21 protein-coding genes are annotated in these 20,034 nt (G+C 71.0%); 14 read left to right on the top strand and 7 right to left on the bottom strand.

The features are described 5' to 3' along the window. Window positions 1–70: 70 nt before the first annotated feature. The 7 genes from RPQ07_RS09865 to RPQ07_RS09835 all read left to right on the top strand — a co-directional run bounded on the left by RPQ07_RS09865 (window position 71) and on the right by RPQ07_RS09835 (window position 5,278). Entirely contained in the window at window positions 71–895 is an 825-nt protein-coding gene (locus tag RPQ07_RS09865) for a helix-turn-helix domain-containing protein (RefSeq protein WP_313948840.1), read from the top strand. Between the two features lie 72 nt (window positions 896–967). Next, window positions 968–2,461 (top strand): 30S ribosomal protein S12 methylthiotransferase RimO, encoded by a 1,494-nt coding sequence (gene rimO, locus RPQ07_RS09860; protein ID WP_313943732.1) that lies wholly within the window; start codon window positions 968–970, stop codon window positions 2,459–2,461. Next, window positions 2,458–3,123, top strand: coding sequence for a CDP-diacylglycerol--glycerol-3-phosphate 3-phosphatidyltransferase (gene pgsA / locus RPQ07_RS09855; protein WP_313943731.1), 666 nt, complete (start codon window positions 2,458–2,460; stop codon window positions 3,121–3,123). The genes rimO and pgsA overlap by 4 nt, the downstream gene beginning before the upstream one ends. Beyond that, window positions 3,120–3,629, top strand: a complete 510-nt coding sequence (locus RPQ07_RS09850; RefSeq protein ID WP_313943730.1) for a CinA family protein — start codon at window positions 3,120–3,122, stop codon at window positions 3,627–3,629. Before pgsA ends, RPQ07_RS09850 begins: the two co-directional genes overlap by 4 nt. Before the next feature lie 109 nt (window positions 3,630–3,738). Further along, on the top strand, window positions 3,739–4,122 hold the full coding sequence (locus RPQ07_RS09845) for a helix-turn-helix transcriptional regulator (protein WP_313943729.1): 384 nt from the start codon (window positions 3,739–3,741) through the stop codon (window positions 4,120–4,122). A 190-nt stretch (window positions 4,123–4,312) separates the two neighbouring features. Next, window positions 4,313–4,783: a DNA starvation/stationary phase protection protein gene (locus RPQ07_RS09840; RefSeq protein WP_313943728.1), complete on the top strand. Its 471-nt coding sequence runs from the start codon at window positions 4,313–4,315 to the stop codon at window positions 4,781–4,783. Window positions 4,784–4,894: 111 nt separating this feature from the next. Beyond that, window positions 4,895–5,278: a hypothetical protein gene (locus RPQ07_RS09835; RefSeq protein ID WP_313943727.1), complete on the top strand. Its 384-nt coding sequence runs from the start codon at window positions 4,895–4,897 to the stop codon at window positions 5,276–5,278. Here the strand turns inward: RPQ07_RS09835 and RPQ07_RS09830 are convergent. The 3 genes from RPQ07_RS09830 to RPQ07_RS09820 form a co-directional block, all read right to left on the bottom strand. Beyond that, a complete protein-coding gene (locus RPQ07_RS09830; protein ID WP_313943726.1) occupies window positions 5,241–6,005 on the bottom strand; it encodes an SDR family NAD(P)-dependent oxidoreductase in 765 nt (254 codons plus the stop codon). The genes RPQ07_RS09835 and RPQ07_RS09830 overlap by 38 nt on opposite strands. A 120-nt stretch (window positions 6,006–6,125) precedes the next feature. Then, window positions 6,126–6,956 carry an Fpg/Nei family DNA glycosylase gene (locus RPQ07_RS09825; protein WP_313943725.1) on the bottom strand — a complete coding sequence of 277 codons (831 nt, stop codon included), beginning with the start codon at window positions 6,954–6,956 and terminating at the stop codon, window positions 6,126–6,128. Window positions 6,957–7,191: 235 nt separating this feature from the next. Then, window positions 7,192–11,823, bottom strand: a complete 4,632-nt coding sequence (locus RPQ07_RS09820; protein WP_313943724.1) for an ATP-dependent helicase — start codon at window positions 11,821–11,823, stop codon at window positions 7,192–7,194. A 90-nt stretch (window positions 11,824–11,913) separates the two neighbouring features. On the opposite strand from RPQ07_RS09820, the gene RPQ07_RS09815 reads away from it, so the two are divergent. The 3 genes from RPQ07_RS09815 to RPQ07_RS09805 are packed head-to-tail and all read left to right on the top strand — an operon-like array spanning window position 11,914 to window position 13,986. Beyond that, complete coding sequence (locus tag RPQ07_RS09815) at window positions 11,914–12,774, top strand: AraC family transcriptional regulator (protein ID WP_313943723.1); 861 nt, start codon at window positions 11,914–11,916, stop codon at window positions 12,772–12,774. A 10-nt stretch (window positions 12,775–12,784) separates the two neighbouring features. Next, on the top strand, window positions 12,785–13,681 hold the full coding sequence (locus RPQ07_RS09810; protein ID WP_413777721.1) for an AzlC family ABC transporter permease: 897 nt from the start codon (window positions 12,785–12,787) through the stop codon (window positions 13,679–13,681). Beyond that, window positions 13,678–13,986, top strand: a complete 309-nt coding sequence (locus tag RPQ07_RS09805) for an AzlD domain-containing protein (RefSeq protein WP_313943722.1) — start codon at window positions 13,678–13,680, stop codon at window positions 13,984–13,986. Before RPQ07_RS09810 ends, RPQ07_RS09805 begins: the two co-directional genes overlap by 4 nt. A 40-nt stretch (window positions 13,987–14,026) precedes the next feature. Here RPQ07_RS09805 and RPQ07_RS09800 read toward each other — a convergent pair whose 3' ends face one another. After that, complete coding sequence (locus RPQ07_RS09800; RefSeq protein WP_313943721.1) at window positions 14,027–14,962, bottom strand: hypothetical protein; 936 nt, start codon at window positions 14,960–14,962, stop codon at window positions 14,027–14,029. A 79-nt stretch (window positions 14,963–15,041) separates the two neighbouring features. On the opposite strand from RPQ07_RS09800, the gene RPQ07_RS09795 reads away from it, so the two are divergent. The 4 genes from RPQ07_RS09795 (at window position 15,042) to recX (ending at window position 18,651) form a co-directional block, all read left to right on the top strand. Next, window positions 15,042–15,236: a DUF3046 domain-containing protein gene (locus RPQ07_RS09795; RefSeq protein ID WP_313943720.1), complete on the top strand. Its 195-nt coding sequence runs from the start codon at window positions 15,042–15,044 to the stop codon at window positions 15,234–15,236. A gap of 181 nt (window positions 15,237–15,417) precedes the next feature. After that, on the top strand, window positions 15,418–16,713 hold the full coding sequence (locus RPQ07_RS09790; RefSeq protein WP_313948838.1) for an AI-2E family transporter: 1,296 nt from the start codon (window positions 15,418–15,420) through the stop codon (window positions 16,711–16,713). Between the two features lie 231 nt (window positions 16,714–16,944). Continuing rightward, a complete protein-coding gene (recA, locus tag RPQ07_RS09785) occupies window positions 16,945–18,075 on the top strand; it encodes a recombinase RecA (protein ID WP_313943719.1) in 1,131 nt (376 codons plus the stop codon). 3 nt (window positions 18,076–18,078) lie between these two features. Beyond that, the gene (recX, locus tag RPQ07_RS09780; RefSeq protein ID WP_313943718.1) at window positions 18,079–18,651 is read left to right on the top strand and encodes a recombination regulator RecX; all 573 of its coding nucleotides are present in this window, start codon (window positions 18,079–18,081) and stop codon (window positions 18,649–18,651) included. Window positions 18,652–18,786: 135 nt separating this feature from the next. On the opposite strand, the gene RPQ07_RS09775 is transcribed toward recX, so the two are convergent. From RPQ07_RS09775 to RPQ07_RS09765, 3 genes are all read right to left on the bottom strand, one after another. Next, window positions 18,787–19,182, bottom strand: a complete 396-nt coding sequence (locus RPQ07_RS09775) for a rhodanese-like domain-containing protein (protein ID WP_313943717.1) — start codon at window positions 19,180–19,182, stop codon at window positions 18,787–18,789. Then, window positions 19,179–19,736: a cysteine dioxygenase gene (locus RPQ07_RS09770; RefSeq protein ID WP_413777829.1), complete on the bottom strand. Its 558-nt coding sequence runs from the start codon at window positions 19,734–19,736 to the stop codon at window positions 19,179–19,181. Before RPQ07_RS09770 ends, RPQ07_RS09775 begins: the two co-directional genes overlap by 4 nt. Before the next feature lie 214 nt (window positions 19,737–19,950). Further along, window positions 19,951–20,022 carry a putative leader peptide gene (locus RPQ07_RS09765; protein WP_309544753.1) on the bottom strand — a complete coding sequence of 24 codons (72 nt, stop codon included), beginning with the start codon at window positions 20,020–20,022 and terminating at the stop codon, window positions 19,951–19,953. Window positions 20,023–20,034: the final 12 nt, after the last annotated feature.

Here is a 20,034-nt window from a genome sequence, read left to right as displayed (position 1 = left end):
TGCCCCACCCTTTCGTACCACCCATAGACTGAACCTCCAGCAGGTGGCTACACGCTCGAAAGGCACCCCCGTGTCCATCGGCAACTCCCCCGAAGACGACCGGCCTTCCCCCGAGGACGACCGGCCTTCGATCGGTCATGTGCTCCAGCAAGCCCGCATCGACGCAGGTCTGACCGTCGACGAGGTCAGTGCCTCCACCCGGGTGCGCGTCCCGATCGTCACCGCGATCGAACAGGACGACTTCTCCCGCTGTGGCGGTGACGTGTACGCGCGCGGCCACATCCGCATGATCGCGCGTGCCGTCGCCCTCGATCCTGATCCGCTCGTGTCCCAGTTCGACGCCGAGCACGGTGGGCGGCCCGCGCCGACGCCCGCCGCGCCGCTGTTCGAGGCCGAACGCATCCGGCCCGAGCGCCAGCGGCCCAACTGGACCGCGGCGATGGTCGCGGCGATCGTCGCCGTGATCGGTTTTGTCGGCTTCACGCTGTTCAACGGCGACGACGAGGGCAAGGACGGCTCCAACGTCGCCGAGGGCTCGGCGCCGGACAAGAAGCCCTCGCCCAGCAAGTCCACGAGCAAGCCCGTCGACCCCAAGCCCGAACCCTCCGACAGTGCGATCGCCGCGGTGCCGAAGGACAAGGTCACGGTGAAGCTGTCCGTCCTGGACGACAAGAGCTGGATCTCCGCCAAGTCGCACAACGGCAAGCTGCTCTTCGACGGCACCCTTCTGAAGGGCCAGTCCAAGACCTTCCAGGACGACGAGCGGGTCGATCTGATCCTCGGCAACGCCGGCGCGATCGAGCTGTACGTCAACGGCAAGAAGGTCGAGGACCGGTTCGAGACGGGCCAGGTCGAGCGGCTGTCGTACACCAAGGGTGACCCCGAGGTCGGCTGACGCCACAGGGCGGCGGACGGCCGGGAACCCTCGGGGCCGGGGTGAGGGCGTGGACAAAGTAGTCTTGAGCCCATGCCCGAACGCCGTACCGTCGCCCTTGTCACTCTTGGCTGCGCCCGTAACGAGGTGGACTCGGAGGAGCTTGCAGGCCGCTTGGCAGCGGACGGCTGGGAGCTCGTCCAGGAAGCCGCCGACGCGGACGTCGCCGTCGTCAACACCTGTGGCTTCGTCGAAGCCGCGAAGAAGGACTCTGTCGACGCACTCCTCGAAGCCAATGATCTGAAGGACCACGGGAGAACCCAGGCCGTCGTGGCGGTCGGCTGCATGGCCGAGCGGTACGGCAAGGAACTCGCCGAGGCGCTGCCCGAGGCGGACGGTGTGCTCGGCTTCGACGACTACTCCGACATCTCCGACCGGCTGCAGACCATCCTCAGCGGCGGTGTCCACGCCTCGCACACTCCGCGCGACCGTCGCAAGCTCCTGCCGCTCAGCCCGGTGGAGCGCCAGTCGGCGACCGAGGTCGCGCTGCCGGGCCACGCCCAGGCTCCCGAGGACGTGCCCGAGGACCTTCCCGAGGGAGTCGCCCCGGTGTCCGGGCCGCGTGCCCCGCTGCGCCGGCGCCTCGGCACCAGCCCCGTCGCGTCCGTGAAGCTCGCCTCCGGCTGCGACCGCCGCTGCTCCTTCTGCGCGATCCCCTCCTTCCGCGGCTCCTTCATCTCCCGGCGGCCCAGCGACGTCCTCGGTGAGACGCGCTGGCTGGCGGAGCAGGGCGTCAAGGAGGTCATGCTGGTCTCCGAGAACAACACCTCGTACGGCAAGGACCTCGGCGACATCCGGCTGCTGGAGACCCTGTTGCCGGAGCTCGCGGACGTCGACGGCATCGAGCGGGTGCGCGTCAGCTATCTCCAGCCGGCCGAGATGCGGCCCGGGCTGATCGACGTGCTGACCTCGACTCCGAAGATCGCGCCCTACTTCGACCTCTCGTTCCAGCACTCCGCCCCCGGCGTGCTCCGAGCCATGCGGCGCTTCGGCGACACCGAGCGGTTCCTGGAGCTGCTGGACACCATCCGGACCAAGGCGCCGCAGGCCGGTGTGCGCTCGAACTTCATCGTCGGTTTCCCCGGCGAGACCGAGGCCGACTTCGCCGAGCTGGAACGCTTCCTCACGCATGCGCGTCTGGACGCCATCGGTGTGTTCGGTTACTCCGACGAGGACGGCACGGAAGCCGTCTCGTACGACAACAAGCTGGACGCCGACGTCATCGCCGAGCGGCTGGAGCACCTGTCGCGGCTCGCGGAGGAGCTGACCGCGCAGCGCGCCGAGGAGCGGCTCGGTGAGCGCCTGGAGGTGCTCGTCGAGTCCGTGGACGGGGAGGACGGTGCGGTCGGCCGCGCCGCGCACCAGGCCCCGGAGACGGACGGCCAGGTGATCTTCACGTCGGGCGAGGGCCTGGCCCCCGGCCGTATGGTCGTGGCGAAGGCTGTCGGTACGGAGGGTGTCGACCTGGTGGCCGAGTTCTGCGAGGTCCTGGAGGGCGACCACAGGGTTCAGGAGGCGGCCAGATGACCGGAGTGCCGGCATCCGCGGGGGGCGGCACGGGTAGGCCCGCGCCCGGCGGCAAGCTCGGCGCTGCGGCCGTCAATCAGGCCAGCCTCTGGAACATCGCCAACATCCTCACCATGGTGCGGCTGGTGCTGGTGCCCGCCTTCGTCCTGCTCATGCTGCAGGACGGCGGGTACGACCCGGCATGGCGGGCCTGGGCATGGGCCGCTTTCGCCGTCGCCATGATCACGGACATCTTCGACGGTCATCTGGCGCGTACGTACAACCTGGTCACCGACTTCGGGAAGATCGCCGATCCGATCGCCGACAAGGCGATCATGGCGTCCGGCCTGATCTGCCTGTCCGCGCTCGGCGATCTGCCGTGGTGGGTGACCGGAGTGATCCTCTTCCGCGAGCTCGGCATCACGCTCATGCGGTTCTGGGTGATCCGCCACGGCGTGATTCCCGCCAGCCGCGGCGGCAAGATGAAGACCCTCGCGCAGGGCGCGGCGGTCGGGATGTACGTCCTCGCACTGACCGGTCCACTCGCCACCCTCCGCTTCTGGGTGATGGCCCTCGCCGTCGTGTTGACGGTGCTCACCGGCCTCGACTACGTGCGGCAGGCGATTGTGCTGAGGCGCAAGGGGCTGGCCAGGGAGCGTGCCGTGGCGGAGGCCGACCTGTGACCGTCGCCGCCCGGATCATCGCGGTGCTTGCGGAGCGTGGTCAGACCCTGGCGGCCGCGGAGTCCCTGACGGGCGGTCTGGTGGCCGCGGAGCTCACCGGTGTCCCCGGGGCCTCGGCGGCCTTCCGCGGGTCCGTCACGGCGTACGCAACGGAGCTGAAGCGGGACGTCCTGGGCGTCGACGGGACCCTCCTGGCGGAGCGGGGCGCGGTGGACGCCGAGGTCGCTGTGCAGATGGCGGCCGGTGTGCGCACGGTCCTGGGCGCCGGCTGGGGCATCGCCACCACCGGTGTGGCAGGTCCCGAGCCGCAGGACGGGAAGCCCGTCGGGACGGTCTTCGTCGCCGTCGCAGGGCCGGACGGTTCACGGAAAGTCGCCGCATTGCGGTTGAACGGTGGCCGGGCGGAAATCCGTAGAGAGAGTGTACGGAGCGTGCTCGAGCTGCTCTCCGGCGAACTGCACGAAAATGCGAGGGCACAGGATACGGAACAGAACGGGGGGAATTGATGTTTGCAGCCCTGAGTGAACACGACATCGCTCCCCGCACGGCCGCAGCGCGAGGCGGTACGGTGGGGCGTGAAGGATGCGGCTACACGGTCCGAGGAGGGAGCCACCGATGATTCTGCTCCGTCGCCTGCTGGGTGACGTGCTGCGTCGGCAGCGCCAGCGCCAGGGCCGTACTCTGCGCGAAGTCTCCTCGTCCGCCCGAGTTTCGCTCGGCTATCTCTCCGAGGTGGAGCGGGGGCAGAAGGAGGCTTCCTCTGAGCTGCTCTCCGCCATCTGCGACGCGCTTGACGTACGGATGTCCGAGCTCATGCGAGAAGTGAGCGACGAGCTGTCGCTGGCCGAACTGGCCGAGTCGGCAGCGGCCACCGAGACGGTGCCTGTGCCAGTACGCCCGATGCTCAATTCCGTATCCGTGACGTCGGTGGCAGGTGTGCCGACGGAGCGGGTGACCATCAAGGCGCCTGCGGAGGCGGTCGACGTCGTGGCCGCCTGATACGTACGGCTGGTGCGGCTCGTTTTCGAGCTGAGCCCCGGTCGCTGCCCCTGCGGGCGGCGCGCCGGGGTTTTTGCATTGCGCGGTTTGTGTCCGAATGTCTGGTACGGGCGCGTATGTCATGGTGGGTAAGCCTGACAGCCGAGCTGACTCGAGCTGACTCGCGCTGACCACCTACTGGAGGACACGCATGTCTGTCGTGAAGAGCCCGTTGTCCGAGGCCGACCTCAAGGCGGTCGGTAACGCGCTTCGCGGAGCCCTGGTGGATCTGGTGGATCTCGGCCTCGTGGCCAAGCAGGTCCACTGGAACGTCGTGGGGCCGCGCTTCCGGTCCGTCCATCTCCAACTCGACGAGGTCGTGGACACGGCCCGCCTGCATTCGGACACCGTGGCCGAACGCTGCTCTGCCATCGGTGTGACCCCGGACGGCCGGGCCGGCACCGTGGCGTCGCAAAGTGCCATCGGCACCGTCCCGGAGGGCTGGATCAAGGATGTCGACGCCGTGAAGACGCTGGTGGACGCCCTCGGCGCGGTGATCGAGCGGATGCGGGAGCGTATCGAGGTGACGGACGAACCGGACCCCGTGAGCCAGGACATCCTGATCGGGCTCACCGCGGACCTGGAGAAGCACGCCTGGATGTTCCAGGCCGAGAGCGCGTAGAAGAGCGCGTAGATCGGAGCCCGGTGCCGTTTCGCGCGCCGGGCCTGCATCCGGTGCGCCCTCCCGGCGGATGATCGCGCCGGTCTAGCGTGGTCCGGAGGGAGGCGAGCCATGGCACGAGGCGGAGGAGTGCGCGTGCCCGTGGTCGCCCTGGGACTCATAGCCGGCGGTCTGTGGTGGTGGGCGGTGTTGCGTCTGCTGCTGGCGCCGGACCAGTCCGGTCTGGTCGAGGGGGCGGTGGCGGCGGGCGGCTGGGGGCTGAGCCTTCTGCCGGTGCACGTCACGGCATCCCGCGGGGGTGGTGGGACGGTGGGCCGCATCGGAGGCGGGGCTGCTGCCGAGGGCCCGGCTCGCGTCGGTGGCGGATCGCGCCATACCGGTAAGGCATCGCGCAGCACGTGGATGCGGCGCCTCACGCAAGCACTGCAGGGTCCCCAGGTCCACGGTGGTTCCGGCCTCACCAGGGCATGGCGACGCCCCCGTTCGGGCGAATGATCTGACCCGTCGTGAACGACGATGCATCCGAGGCGAGATGGAGGACCGCGTGCGCGATGTCCTCTGGCTCACCGACCCTGCGGAGCGGAGAGAGCCGGACCATGGCCGCCTCCGCCTGATGCTGGAGCGTCGTGTCGTGGCGGTCGGTCATCGGGGTGCGGACCCAGCCGGGGGCGATGGCGTTCACGCGTATGGAGTGCGGGCCCAGTTCGGTGGCCAGCGTCTTCGTCAGCTGGACGACGGCAGCCTTGGCCGCGCTGTAGCAGAGCAGGCCTGCGCCGGCCGCGTCCACGGCTCCTGAGGCCATGGTGACGAGGGAACCCGGAGTGCCGGCCGCGATCATGGTGCGTGCCGCCTCCTGGCAGGCGTACAGAACTCCCTTGAAGTTGACGGCGAGGACACGGTCGAGGTCCTCGTCCCTGGTCTCCAGCACGGAGCTGCTGTGCATGATTCCGGCGATCGCGGCCAGGATGTCGAGCCGTCCGGCGCTCTCGATCGCGGCCTTCACCTGTGCGCGGTCCGCGACATCGAGGGTGTGGGTGGAGACCGTGCCGCCCGCGTCGCTGATCATGCTGCGGGTCTCGTCCAGTCCCTTCTCGTCGATGTCGGCGCAGTGGACCGCGGCACCTGCTTCGGCCAGGAGTGCGGCCGAGGCCCGGCCGATGCCGCCGGCTGCACCGGTGACGAACGCCGTCCGGCCGGTGAGGTCGTACGCGGTGAGACCCATGCCGGGACCGTACGACCAGATCTGACGGACCGTCAACTGGTCGTCGTGGACTCGTTGTCCGTCGACGCGTACATGTGAGGGTCGGGGTGCCGGGGTGCCGGGGTGGCCTGGCCGGAGGTGTCAGGGAGTCGGGCCCGCCTGGCAGCCCGGGCACCAGTACGTGACGCGTTCGCCGGTGCCGTCGCTCTGGTCCGCCTTGCGTACGGCGGTGCCGCAGCGCAGACAGGGATGGCCACCCCGGCCGTAGACGTACAGCCGGGGGCCGAAAGCCTGTCGACGAGGGCCGGCCAGCACACTGCGGTCGGTGGCCGTGGTCTGCCGTTCGAAGGTGTTCTTGTTGAGCTCCAGGAGCCGCTGGGCGGTGGCGACGAGCCGGGCGGGGACGTCCGCGGGCAGTTCGCCCACGGGGAGCCAGGGCGTGACCCCGGCGAGGAACGCGAGCTCCGACTTGTAGACATTGCCGATCCCGGCGAGATTGCGCTGGTCGAGGAGCGCTTCGCCGAGAGGGCGGGCCGGGTCCGCGAGGAGGTTGGCCCGGGCGGTGTCGGGGTCCCAGTCAGGGCCCAGGAGATCGGGACCGAGATGGCCGACGACGGTGGTCTCCTCGGCCGTGCGGACCAGCTCCAGGACGGGGAGGCGATAGCCGACGGCCGTCTGGGCGGCGGTGCCGAGGACGACCCGGATCTGGTGCGCGGGTCCGCCGCTCCAGCGCTTGCCGACGGCGAACACACGCCACGCGCCGTCCATCCGCAGGTGCGAATGGAGGGTGAGACCGCCCTCGAAACGGGTGAGGAGATGCTTGCCGCGTGAGGTGACGTCCAGAACGGACCGGCCGGTGAGGTCGGCGGTCGCGAACCGCGGCACGCGTAGATCGGACACGGTGAGCACCTGGCCCGCGAGGGCGGTGTGCAGCCGCTTCGCGGTCAGCCAGACGGTGTCTCCTTCGGGCATGGATCCATGATGCGCGAGGCGGGCACGGTGTGGGAGCCGGGCCGCGCAAATGAGCCCTCGGGGTGAGGGGGCGTACCCGGGAGCGAGCCTTGTGCGCGCAGCATTCCGTAAGGGGGGAGCGGGCCTTCTCTGTGACGGCCCGGACCCTCCCGCGCCCCGACCTCGCGGGAAACGTGTCTGTGGGCGGGCCGTCTCTCTGCGGACTCTCGAGCTCCCGACCTCGCGGCCAACGCCTTCAGGGGCGCAGCCGAAGCCCGCGCGGTGTGGCGAGGAAGCCCGAGACCTCCAGCGCCCGGGACAGCGGTGAGGTCAGCGCTGAGACCCCGTTCGCCCGTTCCACCGTGATCGTGCCGATGGCTCCCGCACGCGCCGCGTTCGCCAGTGCCGTGGCCGCCGCATGGAGAGCCGGCGCATCCGGGTCGGTCGCCCACGACAGCAGCGACTTGCCGCCGCGCTCCATGTACATCGTGAGCTCGCCGTCGACCAGGACCACCAGCGATCCCGCCTTCCGGCCCGGCTTGTGGCCGGCGCCGTCCGGCGGCTCGGGCCAGGGCAGCGCGGCTCCGTAGGCGTTGGCAGGGTCCGCGGCCGCCAGCACGACCGCCTGGGGCGGCGCGTCGCCTCCGCTCCGGTCCAGGGTGTTGGCCGCGGCCCGGAGACGGTCCACCGCGCCGTCCATCGCGAACTGGGCCGCCCCCAGCCCCTCGACCACATAGCCGCGCCGCGCCTGTCCGCTGTCCTCGAAGGCGGCGAGGATCCGGTACGTGGCGGAGAAGCCGCCCTCGACCCCCTCGGCCGCCACCGCGCCCCGGGTCACCACGCCATGTCGGTCGAGCAGGGTGCGGGCCAGGGCGTGTGCGCGATGGGTCGGTTCGGGTTCGAGGGGCGGCAGCAGTGACCAGCGGCCACTGACCGTCGGTGGTCCGGTACGGGAAGCGGTGCGGGCGCTCGCCGTCAGGGTTCCGTATCGCCCGCGGGGCACCGTCCGCTTGGCGCGGTGCGCCGTCGACCCGGCGGTGCGGCCCGAGCCGAGCAGCGAGCGCAGCGGGGAGAGGGTGTCGTTGGTGAGCCGGCCCGACCAGGCCAGGTCCCATACGGCGTCGGCCAGTTGGGGATCGTTGACGTCCGGGTGGGTCGTGGCCCGGATCTGCTCGGCGATCTGGCGGAAGAACAGTCCGTATCCCGCGGCGAGGGTGGTCAGGACGGATTCGTGGAGGGCGGTGAGCTCCAGCGGATGGGGCTGGGGAAGCAGCAGCGGTGCCGCGTCGGCGAGGTAGAGCGAGACCCAGCCGTCCTTGCCGGGCAGCGCGCCCGCGCCGGCCCACAGGACTTCGCCGGCCGTGGTCAGCTCGTCCAGCATCGCGGGGCTGTAGCCGCGGACGCGAGAGGGCAGGATCAGCTTCTCCAGGGCGGAGGCGGGGACGGCCGCGCCCTGCAGTTGCTCGATGGCGCGGGCCAGCCCGTCGATGCCGCTCAGGCTGTTGTTGCCCAGGTGCTGCCATTGGGGGACGAAGACGGCCAGCGCGGCCGGTGGCACGGGCTCCAGCTCGTGGCGCAGGGCCGCCAGCGACCGGCGGCGCAGCCGTCGCAGCACGGCCGCGTCGCACCATTCCTGGCCGATGCCGGCGGGGTGGAACTCGCCCTGCACCACGCGCCCGTTCGCAGCGAGCCGGTGCAGCGCACCGTCGGTCACGGCCACGCCCAGCCCGAAGCGGCCGGCGGCCTGTGCGGTGGTGAACGGGCCGTGCGTCCGCGCGTACCGGGCGAGCAGATCGCACAGTGGATCCTTGACCGGTTCGGTGAAAGCCTCGGGGACGCCGACCGGGAGCGCGGTCCCGAGTGCGTCGCGCAGCCGTCCGGCGTCCTCGATCGCCGCCCAGTGATCGGCTCCGGCGATCCGCACCTGAATCGCCCGGCGGGACGCGGCCAGGTCCCGGGGCCACTGCCGTTCGGCGCCGCGCTCGACGAGTTCCGCGTCCGTCAGCGGGCCGAGGAGCCGCAGCAGGTCGGCGACGCCCTCCTCGTCCTTGATCCTTCGGTCCTCGGTGAGCCACTGGAGCTCGCGTTCCAGCTCGGTCAGTACGTCGGCGTCGAGCAGCTCGCGCAGCTCCGCCTGGCCGAGGAGCTCGGACAGCAGCCGGGAGTCCAGCGACAGGGCCGCCGCCCTGCGCTCGGCCAGCGGGGAGTCGCCCTCGTAGAGGAACTGGGCGACATAGCCGAACAGCAGCGAACGGGCGAAGGGCGAGGGCTCGGGAGTGGTGACCTCGACCATCCGGACCCGGCGGGCCTCGATGTCGCCCATCAGCTCGGTCAGGCCCGGCACGTCGAACACGTCCTGGAGACACTCGCGGACCGCTTCGAGGACGATCGGGAAGGACCCGAACTCGCTCGCCACCTCCAGGAGCTGGGCCGCACGCTGGCGCTGCTGCCACAGCGGGGTGCGCTTGCCGGGGTTGCGCCGGGGCAGCAGGAGCGCCCGTGCGGCGCACTCGCGGAACCGGGAGGCGAACAGCGCGGAGCCGCCCACCTGGTCGGTGACGATCTGGTTGATCTCGCCCTTGTCGAAGACGGCGTCGGCCGCCCCGACCGGGGCCTGGTCGCTGTCGAACGTCGCGTCCAGATGCACCGGGTCCTGGTCCAGGAGGTCCAGGCCCATCAGATCGGCGTCCGGCAGCCGCAGCACGATGCCGTCGTCGGCATGCATGACCTGGGCGTCCATGCCGTACCGCTCACTGAGCCGGGCGCCGAGCGCCAGCGCCCAGGGGGCGTGCACCTGGGCGCCGAACGGCGAGTGGATCACCACCCGCCAGTCGCCCAGCTCGTCCCGGAACCGCTCGACGAGGATCGTCCGGTCGTCGGGCACATGGCCGCACGCACGGCGCTGCTCGTCGAGGTACGCCAGGATGTTGTCGGCGGCCCAGGCGTCCAGGCCGGCGGCCAGCATCCGCAGCCGGGCGTCCTCGGAGGACAGTCCGCCGACCTCCCGGAGGAACGCGCCCACCGCGCGCCCCAGTTCGAGCGGGCGCCCCAGCTGGTCGCCCTTCCAGAAGGGCAGGCGTCCCGGAACTCCGGGCGCGGGGGAGACGAGCACCCGGTCGCGCGTGATGTCCTCGATCCGCCACGAGGTGGTGCCCAGAGTGAAGACGTCGCCCACCCGCGACTCGTACACCATCTCCTCGTCGAGCTCGCCGACCCGGCCGCCGCCCTTCTTCGGGTCCGCGCCTGCCAGGAACACGCCGAACAGACCGCGGTCCGGGATGGTGCCGCCGGACGTGACGGCGAGACGCTGCGCGCCCGGGCGGCCCGTGACCGTGCCCGCGACGCGGTCCCAGACCACACGCGGCCGCAGCTCGGCGAACGCGTCGGAGGGATACCGTCCCGCCAGCATGTCGAGGACGGCCGTGAACGCCGACTCGGGCAACGAGGCGAACGGCGCGGCCCGCCGGGTCAGCGCCAGCAGGTCGTCGACCTGCCAGGTGTCCAGGGAGACCATGGCCACCAACTGCTGGGCGAGCACGTCCAGAGGGTTCGACGGGACGCGAAGCGCTTCGATGGAACCGGTGCGCATCCGCTCGGTGACGACCGCCGACTGCACCAGGTCGCCGCGGTACTTCGGGAACACGACACCGGTGGAGACCGCACCCACCTGATGGCCCGCGCGGCCGACGCGCTGAAGTCCGGACGCCACCGACGGCGGAGACTCGACTTGCACGACGAGGTCCACCGCCCCCATGTCGATCCCCAGCTCCAGGCTGGAGGTGGCGACGACGGCGGGCAGCCGCCCCGCCTTCAGATCCTCCTCGACCAGGGCTCGCTGCTCCTTGGAGACCGAACCGTGGTGCGCGCGGGCGAGGAGGGGCGGGGCGCCGCGCACGGACCCCGACTGCCCCATGAGCTCCGCGGGCGAGGCCTCCTCCGGCATGGCCTCGCCCGTGGCCCGTTCATAGGCGATCTCGTTGAGACGGTTGCACAGGCGCTCGGCCAGCCGGCGGGAGTTGGCGAAGACGATCGTGGAGCGATGGGCCTGGACGAGGTCGACGATCTTCTCTTCGACATGCGGCCAGATCGACGGCTTGTCTCCGCCGTCCGGCGACGACGAGGCCTCGGACGCAGGGGATCCGCCCAGTTCTCCCATGTCCTCGACCGGGACGACCACGGAGAGGTCGAACTCCTTGCCCGATTTCGGCTGGACGATCTCCACCTTCCGCTGCGGGGAGAGATAGCGGGCCACCTCGTCCACCGGGCGGACCGTCGCCGACAGGCCGATGCGCCGGGCCGGGCGCGGCAGCAGCTCGTCGAGACGCTCCAGCGACAGGGCGAGGTGCGCACCCCGCTTCGTCCCCGCGACGGCGTGCACCTCGTCGAGGATCACCGTCTCGATGCCCGACAGCGCGTCCCGTGCGGCGGAGGTGAGCATCAGGAACAGCGACTCGGGTGTGGTGATGAGGATGTCCGGCGGCTTCGTGGCCAGGGAGCGGCGCTCGGCGGCGGGGGTGTCCCCCGAGCGGATGCCGACACGGATCTCGGGTTCGGGCGTCCCGAGACGCACGGATTCCTGGCGGATACCGGTCAGCGGGCTGCGGAGATTGCGCTCCACGTCGACGGCGAGCGCCTTGAGCGGGGAGACGTACAGGACGCGGCAGCGCTTCTTCGGGTCCGCGGGCGGGGGAGCGGAGGCGAGGCCGTCGAGCGCGGCGAGGAACGCGGCCAGGGTCTTGCCCGAGCCCGTCGGCGCCACGACCAGGACGTCCGTGCCCTCGCCGATCGCCTGCCAGGCCCCTTCCTGCGCGGCGGTGGGCGCGCTGAAAGCTCCCGTGAACCAGCTGCGGGTCGCGGGAGAGAAGGAATCGAGTGCGGTCCTGGCCATGTCCACCATCGTGCACCGGACCACTGACAATTACTGTCCGCAGCATGGACCCGCAGGTCAGCGGGGCCCGCTCGGGCGCACAATGGCTGAATGAGCGGTCCGGCGGATCACGAGTGGGCACGGCACTGGCAGTACGAGGAACTGCCCGGCCTCGACCTCCTGCGGGCCCGCTATGTGCGGCACACCTTTCCCCGCCACAGCCACGAGGGCTTCGTCTTCGGGGCGGTCACCGGCGGGGTCGAGGACGTGAGCATGCCCGAGGGCAACATCAGCGCCCGGCCCGGCACGGTCGTCATGATCAATCCCGAGGTGCCGCACTCGGCGCGCGCCGGGGTGGACGAGGGCTGGGCGTACTCGACCCTGTATCCCTCCGTGGATCTCGTCACCGAGATAGCCGGCGAGGTCAGCTCGGTGCGGGGCACGCCGGCGTTCGGCGAGACGATCGTCGAGGACGCGCAGACCGCCGAACTCATCCGCGGTGTCCATCAGGCGGCGGAGGCGGGCAACGCACTCGCCGCCGACAGCCTGCTCCGGGTGGCCGTGGCCCGGCTGGTGGCGCGGCACGGCAGCCGGCTGCCCTCCCGGACGCCGAGTGCCTCCGGGGCGCGTACGGCAGCGGAGGCGAAAGCGCTGTTGGAGGAGCGCATGACGGATCCGCCGTCCCTGGAGCGACTCGCGCTGGAGCTCGGCACGAGCCCCTTCGCGCTCCTGCGGGCCTTCAAGGCGGCGTACGGCATGCCTCCGCACACCTGGCTCACCGATGCGCGGGTACGCCGGGCCCGTCGGCTCCTGGACGCTGGGGCCGCGCCCGCCGACGCGGCCGTCGCCGTGGGGTTCACCGACCAGCCCCATCTGAACCGGCATTTCACCCGGATCGTGGGCGTGCCTCCCGGCGCTTATCGCAAAGAGCGTGCAAGAACGTACAAGACCTCGGGCGAGAGCCCCACGTAGCGTCCCTGACGTGCCAGAACAGACAGCCTCTCCCCAGACCCGCACCCCGAGCCCGCCGGAGATACGCACGACACCCCCAGAGCCCCCGTCCAAGCCGGACTCGGCCGTCGTCCGGGACGCGCTCGGCGTCGGCATCGCCGTCGGCCTCTCCGGCTTCGCCTTCGGTGTGACGTCCGCGGGTGCCGGACTCACCCTGCTCCAGACCTGCGCGCTGAGCCTTCTGGTGTTCACCGGCGCCTCGCAGTTCGCGCTCGTCGGCGCGATCGCTGCGGGCGGCAACCCGCTCGCCGCCGCAGCCGGAGCGTTCTTCCTCGGCGTGCGGAACGCCTTCTACGGGTTGCGCCTGTCGCAGTTGCTCGCCCTGCCGCGCTTCGTGCGTCCGTTCGCCGCGCACTGGGTGATCGACGAGACCACGGCCGTCTCCCTCGCCCAGCCGACCCGCAGGGCGGTACGGATCGGCTTCACGGTCACCGGTCTGACGCTGTACGTGCTGTGGAACCTGACCACGCTGGTCGGCGCGCTCGGTGCCGAGGCGCTCGGTGACACGGATGCCTGGGGGCTGGACGCCGCTGGACCCGCCGTGTTCCTGGCACTGCTCGCACCCATGCTGCGGACGACGACCGAACGTGTGGTCGCCGGGCTGGCCGTCGTCCTGGGGCTCGGGTTCCTGCCGGTGCTGCCCGCCGGAGTCCCGGTGCTGGTGGCGGCGCTCGCCGCGCCCGCGGTGCTCTGGCTCAAGGGGCGGGGGCTGCTCGGGCGCAGGGCACAGGAGACCGATATCGCGGCGAGGGCCGCAGGACCGGCAGCTTCGGCTGAGGCCGGCGCGGCTCAGGCGGACCGTACCGAACGAGGCAGTGACGAGTCCGGCAGTGACGAGTCCGGCCGCACGAAGGGAGACGACCGATGAGCATCTGGATCGCGATCGCAGCCACCGCCGTCGGCTGCTACCTGGTCAAGCTGGCCGGTCTGCTCGTGCCGGCGCACACGCTCGAGCGCCCGGTCGTCCAGCGGCTCGCGGCCCTCCTGCCCGTCGCGCTGCTGGCCGCCCTGACCGCCCAGCAGACCTTCAGTGACAACAGCTCCCTGGTCCTCGACGCCCGCGCGGCCGGCCTCGCGGCGGCCGCCGTCGCGCTGATCCTGCGGGCGCCCTTCCTGATCGTGGTCGGCGCCGCCGTGGCGGTCACGGCGGGAGTGCGGGCACTCGGCGGGTGAAGCGGCGGCGACGAGTGGGGCGGTGAGGCGGGCTGCGCGGTCAGCCGATCGCGCGGCCGTACGCCCGCAGTGTCCGCAGTGCCTCGATCGTCACGATCGGGCGGGCCTCCAGGGCCGTACCGGGTGCCCACTGGCGCCAGTTCACGGGCCAGCCGCCGTCCTCCTGCTGACGGCTCTCCAGGTGGTCCAGCGACCGTGCCATCTCGTCGTCCGTGAACCACCGTCTCGCCAGGGATTCAGGTGTACGGGCGTAGTCGTGCGGGAAGTGGTGCTCCTTTGGCGCATAGCCGTCGGCGACCGGGAACGCCTCGATCCGCGCCGGGTCCAGCACCGCCAGTCTCTGCTCCCGCACCAGCCGCCCGAGCCGGTCGGCAGCGGCCTCCGCCCGGACCCGGTCCGGCACACCCTCCAGGAAAGTGACCGCCGCCTCGATCTCGTACGGATGCGACTTCTCCAGCGCGTCGACAGCGGTCCAGCAGTAGTCCGTGGCACGGAACAGCCACGCGTGCCAGACCTGGTTGCGGTGCAGCAGCCCGACCACCGGCCCCGTCGTGAGGAGTTCGCTCGGCGGATCGTCCACCACGGGGACGAACGGCGCCGACGGATAGCCGCGCTGCGAGGGATGGACGGCGGGGAGCGCACCGTCCGGCGTCGAGACATCGGTGAGGTAGCGGCACATCCGCTCGATGCGGAGCCCGCCGCAACGACCGATGGAGTCCAGGACGCGCAGGGCGTGTGCGGTGTGCAGGGGCTGGCTCACGGGTCCGCGCAGATCCGGTTCGAGGGCGTGGCCGTAGCCCCCGTCCTCGTCGAGATAGGCGGCCAGGGCGGTCTCGACGGCATCAGAGCTTCCGCGCAGGAAGTGATACGCGAATCGCCGCTGCTCCAGCACCCGGGCCGTGAGCCAGACGAACTGCTCGGCGCGGGCGGTCGGTGACGCGGGAGAGGGCACAGAGGTTGCTCCGGTTCCAGCCATCCTCCGACGGTAGGGCGGAAAGAGCTTTCGGCATGCGGGACGGACGATGCTGCACCCCCGGGAGCGGGATAATGCAGTCATGCGGTTGACGATTTTCTGGGAGCGGATGGCGGACCACTTCGGTCCTTCCTACGCCGACTCCTTCGCGCGCGACCATGTGATGACCGAACTCGGAGGGCGTACGGTCCACGAGGCGCTGCGGTCCGGCTGGGAGGCGAAGGACGTCTGGCGAGCCGTGTGCGCGGCCATGGACGTACCTGCCGACAAGAGGTGATTCATGTGATGGACACCCGGGCGGCCGACCAGCGGCCGCGGCTGTAGGCGAGACTGAGCCCGTGGCCCAGACCGACGAGAGTGACCAGGACAGAACCGAGCAGGGCACGCCCGCGGGAGGCGCGACTCCTCCGCAGGCGCCGCCGAGCCCGCCGGTGGCCGAGCCCGCCGGTTCTGCCCGGATGCCCCGCTGGCTGCCGCGCGCGCTGGTGCTCGCTCTGACGCTCTACGCCTGCTTCCAGCTCGGCAGTTGGGCCTTCCATCAGCTCATCGGGCTGCTGATCAACATCCTGATCGCTTTCTTCGTGGCGCTGGCGATCGAGCCCGCAGTCGGCAGGATGGCCGCGCGGGGGATGCGGCGAGGACTCGCCACCTTCCTGGTCTTCTTCGCCGTGCTGATCGCGGGAGCCGGCTTCGTCTTCCTGCTCGGCTCGATGCTGGCCGGTCAGATCGTGCAGATCGTCGAGGACTTCCCCCAATACCTCGACTCGGTCATCAAGTGGATCAACGACACCTTCAGCACCCAGCTGTCCCGGGTGGAGGTCCAGGACAGCCTGCTGCGCTCGGACTGGCTCCGTCGCTATGTGCAGAACAGCGCGAGCGGCGTGCTGGACATCTCGGCCACCGTGCTCGGCGGTCTGTTCCAGGTGCTGACGATCTTCCTGTTCTCGTTCTACTTCGCGGCCGACGGACCCCGGCTGCGCCGTGCCCTGTGCTCCGTCCTGCCGCCGGCCCGGCAGACCGAGGTGCTGCGGGCGTGGGAGATCGCCGTCGACAAGACGGGTGGCTACATCTACTCGCGCGGCCTGATGGCACTGATTTCGGGCGGCGCGCACTACGTCCTGCTGGAGATCCTGGGTGTGCCCTACGCCCCGGCGCTCGCCGTGTGGGTCGGCCTGGTCTCCCAGTTCATCCCGACCATCGGCACCTACCTGGCGGGCGCGCTGCCGATGCTGATCGCCTTCACCGTGAACCCCTGGTACGCGCTGTGGGTGCTCGGCTTCGTGGTGGTCTACCAGCAGTTCGAGAACTACGTGCTCCAGCCGAAGCTCACCTCCAAGACGGTCGACATCCATCCCGCGGTGGCCTTCGGATCGGTCGTGGCCGGCACGGCGCTGCTCGGAGCGGTGGGCGCCCTGGTGGCGATTCCGGCGGTCGCCACGCTCCAGGCCTTCCTGGGTGCCTATGTGAAGCGCTACGAGGTGACCGACGACCCGCGGGTGCACGGTCACCGGCACCGCGGCGGCCGGACGCTCCGGCGGATGCGCGATGTGCTGGGCAAGAAACGGGATGCCCCGGGCGCGGGGAAGAACGCGCCCGCTGAGGCCGCGCACGAGGCCGAGCCGCCTGAGGGAGCCGCGCGCGAGGGGGAGCCGCCCGTCGGCGGTCCGCCCGCCGCAGGTGGTCCGTCGGCAGGGGATCCGCCCGACGAACCCGGTGCGGGGCCCGGCATCGACGGCCCCGGTCGTCCCGCCTGACGGGTGCCACCAGGCAGGGTGCGGGCCTGCCCGGACAGGCCGGGGGCGACGGTTCGTGGCGCGCCGCGTGATGCGCTTGACACCGAAATCGAACATCCATTCTTATGGGATTCCGGCCGCGGTGACCCGGGAGTTGTCCACAGGCTGGAAGGACGTCGAGGCCCATTGTCAGTGGCAGGGGATAGCGTCTTTGACGTGAAGCGATCGACTCAAGCAAATCGGGTGGAACCCATGGCAGGAACCGACCGCGAGAAGGCGCTCGACGCCGCGCTCGCACAGATTGAACGGCAATTCGGCAAGGGCGCGGTGATGCGCCTGGGCGAGCGGCCGAACGAGCCCATCGAGGTCATCCCCACCGGGTCGACCGCGCTCGACGTCGCGCTCGGCGTCGGCGGACTGCCGCGCGGCCGTGTGGTGGAGGTGTACGGCCCGGAGTCCTCCGGAAAGACGACTCTCACGCTGCACGCCGTCGCCAACGCCCAGAGGGCAGGCGGCTCGGTGGCATTCGTGGACGCGGAGCACGCCCTCGACCCCGAGTACGCGAAGAAGCTCGGTGTCGACATCGACAACCTCATCCTGTCCCAGCCGGACAACGGTGAACAGGCGCTCGAGATCGTCGACATGCTCGTCCGCTCCGGCGCGCTCGACCTGATCGTCATCGACTCCGTCGCCGCGCTGGTGCCGCGGGCGGAGATCGAGGGCGAGATGGGCGACTCGCACGTCGGTCTGCAGGCGCGGCTGATGAGCCAGGCGCTGCGGAAGATCACCTCCGCGCTGAACCAGTCGAAGACCACCGCGATCTTCATCAACCAGCTCCGCGAGAAGATCGGCGTGATGTTCGGCTCGCCGGAGACCACGACCGGTGGCCGCGCGCTGAAGTTCTACGCCTCGGTGCGCCTCGACATCCGGCGAATCGAGACCCTGAAGGACGGCACCGACGCGGTGGGCAACCGCACCCGGGTCAAGGTCGTCAAGAACAAGGTCGCACCGCCGTTCAAGCAGGCCGAGTTCGACATCCTCTACGGCCAGGGCATCAGCCGCGAGGGCGGTCTGATCGACATGGGCGTGGAGAACGGCTTCGTGCGCAAGGCGGGCGCCTGGTACACGTACGAGGGCGACCAGCTCGGACAGGGCAAGGAGAACGCCCGTAACTTCCTGAAGGACAACCCCGATCTCGCCAACGAGATCGAGAAGAAGATCCTCGAGAAGCTGGGCGTCGGCGTGAAGCCGGAGGCGCCGGCCGCCGAGCCCGGTGCGGACGCGGCGGGCAGCCCGGCTGCTCCGGCCGAGGACGCGGCGAAGTCGGTGCCTGCGCCCGCCACCAAGGCCAAGGCGGCCAAGACGGCGGCGGCCAAGGGCTAGCGCATGGCCCGGCGAACCGAATGGCCGGGCGACAGCGCCGACTCGTCGAGGGCCGAGAAGGAGCTGTCGCCCCAGGACCCGGCGGAGCGGGCGCGGGCGATCTGCCTGCGCCTGCTCACCGGGACGCCGCGCACCCGCAAACAGCTCGCGGATGCGCTGCACAAGCGGGAGATCCCCTCGGAGGTGGCCGAGGAGGTTCTCTCCCGCTTCGAGGACGTTGGCCTGATCAATGACGCGGCCTTCGCGGACGCGTGGGTGGAGTCCCGCCACCACGGCCGCGGCCTCGCCCGACGGGCGCTGGCGCGGGAGCTGCGGACGAAGGGCGTGGACTCGTCGCTGATCGACGAGGCGGTGGGGCAGCTCGACTCCGAGCAGGAGGAGGAGACCGCGCGGGAGCTGGTCGCCCGCAGACTCCGCTCCACCCGCGGCCTCGACCGCGACCGCCGCATACGCCGCCTCGCGGGCATGCTGGCCCGCAAGGGCTACCCGGAGGGCATGGCGCTGCGGGTGGTCAGACGGGCCTTGGAGGAAGAGGGCGAGGACGTGGAAGGCCTGGACGAGGGCGGTGGGTTCTAGCCTCTCGGGCCGACGGGGGAGGAGCCACGGGGAACGGGCTAGCTTCCAGCCGGAAGCCGGAAGCCGGAAGCCGGAAGCCGGAAGCCGGAAGCCGGAAGCCGGACCCGCAGGCGGGCGGCGCGTCCCCGTGCCGCCCTACGCCTCGACCGGGAAGCCCGCTGCCTTCCACGCCTGGAACCCGCCGATGAGGTCGGTCGCGCGGTGCAGGCCCAGGTCGCGCAGTGAGGCCGCCGCGAGGGAGGACGCGTAGCCCTCGTTGCAGATCACCACGACCCGCAGATCGTGGCTGACCGCCTGAGGTGCGCGATGGCTGCCCTGCGGATCCAGGCGCCACTCCAGCTCGTTGCGCTCCACGACCAGCGCGCCGGGGATCAGCCCGTCCTGGTCGCGCAGGGCCGCATAGCGGATGTCCACCAGCAGGGCGCCCTCCGCCGCCTCCGCGAAGGCCTGCTTCGGCTCGACACGGTCCAGTCCTTCGCGGACCCGATCCAGCAGTTCGTCGATCCCGACCCGGTCACCCTGCCTACTCACTGCCAGTCCTCCGGGCTCTCGACCTGCTCGAGACGGAGCACCGCACCGGTCCGGCTGAAGCGCCGGATCAACGGCAGCGGCGGGTAGTACGCATGGACCGAGACGGCATGCTCGCTCGCCGACTCGTTCAGCACCTCGTGCACATGGTGCGTGCCGAAGGCGCGGCCCCGGCCCGGGCCCAACTGCCGCTCGCGGTCGACGCCTTCGTGCAGTTCCAAGGTCTTCCAGCCGCTCGCGGGCAGCCGTACGGCGAGGGAGTTCTCCTTCAGCTCACCGGCGGCCGTGGCGAACGCGCCGAACGACTCGGCGTGGTCGTGCCAGCCGGTGCCCGTGCCGGGTGGCCAGGCGATGAGCCAGGCCTCGCTGCCGCCGGGTCCTTCGAGCCGTACCCAGGTGCGGCCCTCGGGGTCGAGGGGCAGTGAGGCGATGAGGTCGGTGTCGGCTGCGGCGTTCTGCACGAATGCGAGGAGCTCGGCCACGGTCGGAGCCGACGGCTCGGCCACCAAGTCCACCGAGGCGGGCACGCTCTCGACCGGAGCGCCGGAGACGGTCACGGCGGGCTCCGCGACAGCGGCACCAGAGGCAGCGGTGCCGGAGACAGCGGTGCCGGAGACAGGGGTGCCGGAGACCGAGGGGTCAGAGGCAGAGGTGTCGGACGCAGGGGTGCCAGGGGTAGGGGTGACGACAGACTGGGACACGGAAACCGTCCTGGAAGTTCGCGGGTGCGCGCGCAGGCTCAGCGGGCCCGCGCGCGAGGGAGAGGCGAATTCAGCAGGAGGGGCGACACACGCAGCCCGCATAGCGGACGAGGTCCATATGGACCCTCCGCCACAGGCGCACATCGGTGTCAGT

It is taken from the genome of Streptomyces sp. AM8-1-1, from assembly GCF_032229325.1.
GTDB lineage: Bacteria > Actinomycetota > Actinomycetes > Streptomycetales > Streptomycetaceae > Streptomyces > Streptomyces achmelvichensis.
This window is presented reverse-complemented; position numbering and strand designations above follow the sequence as displayed.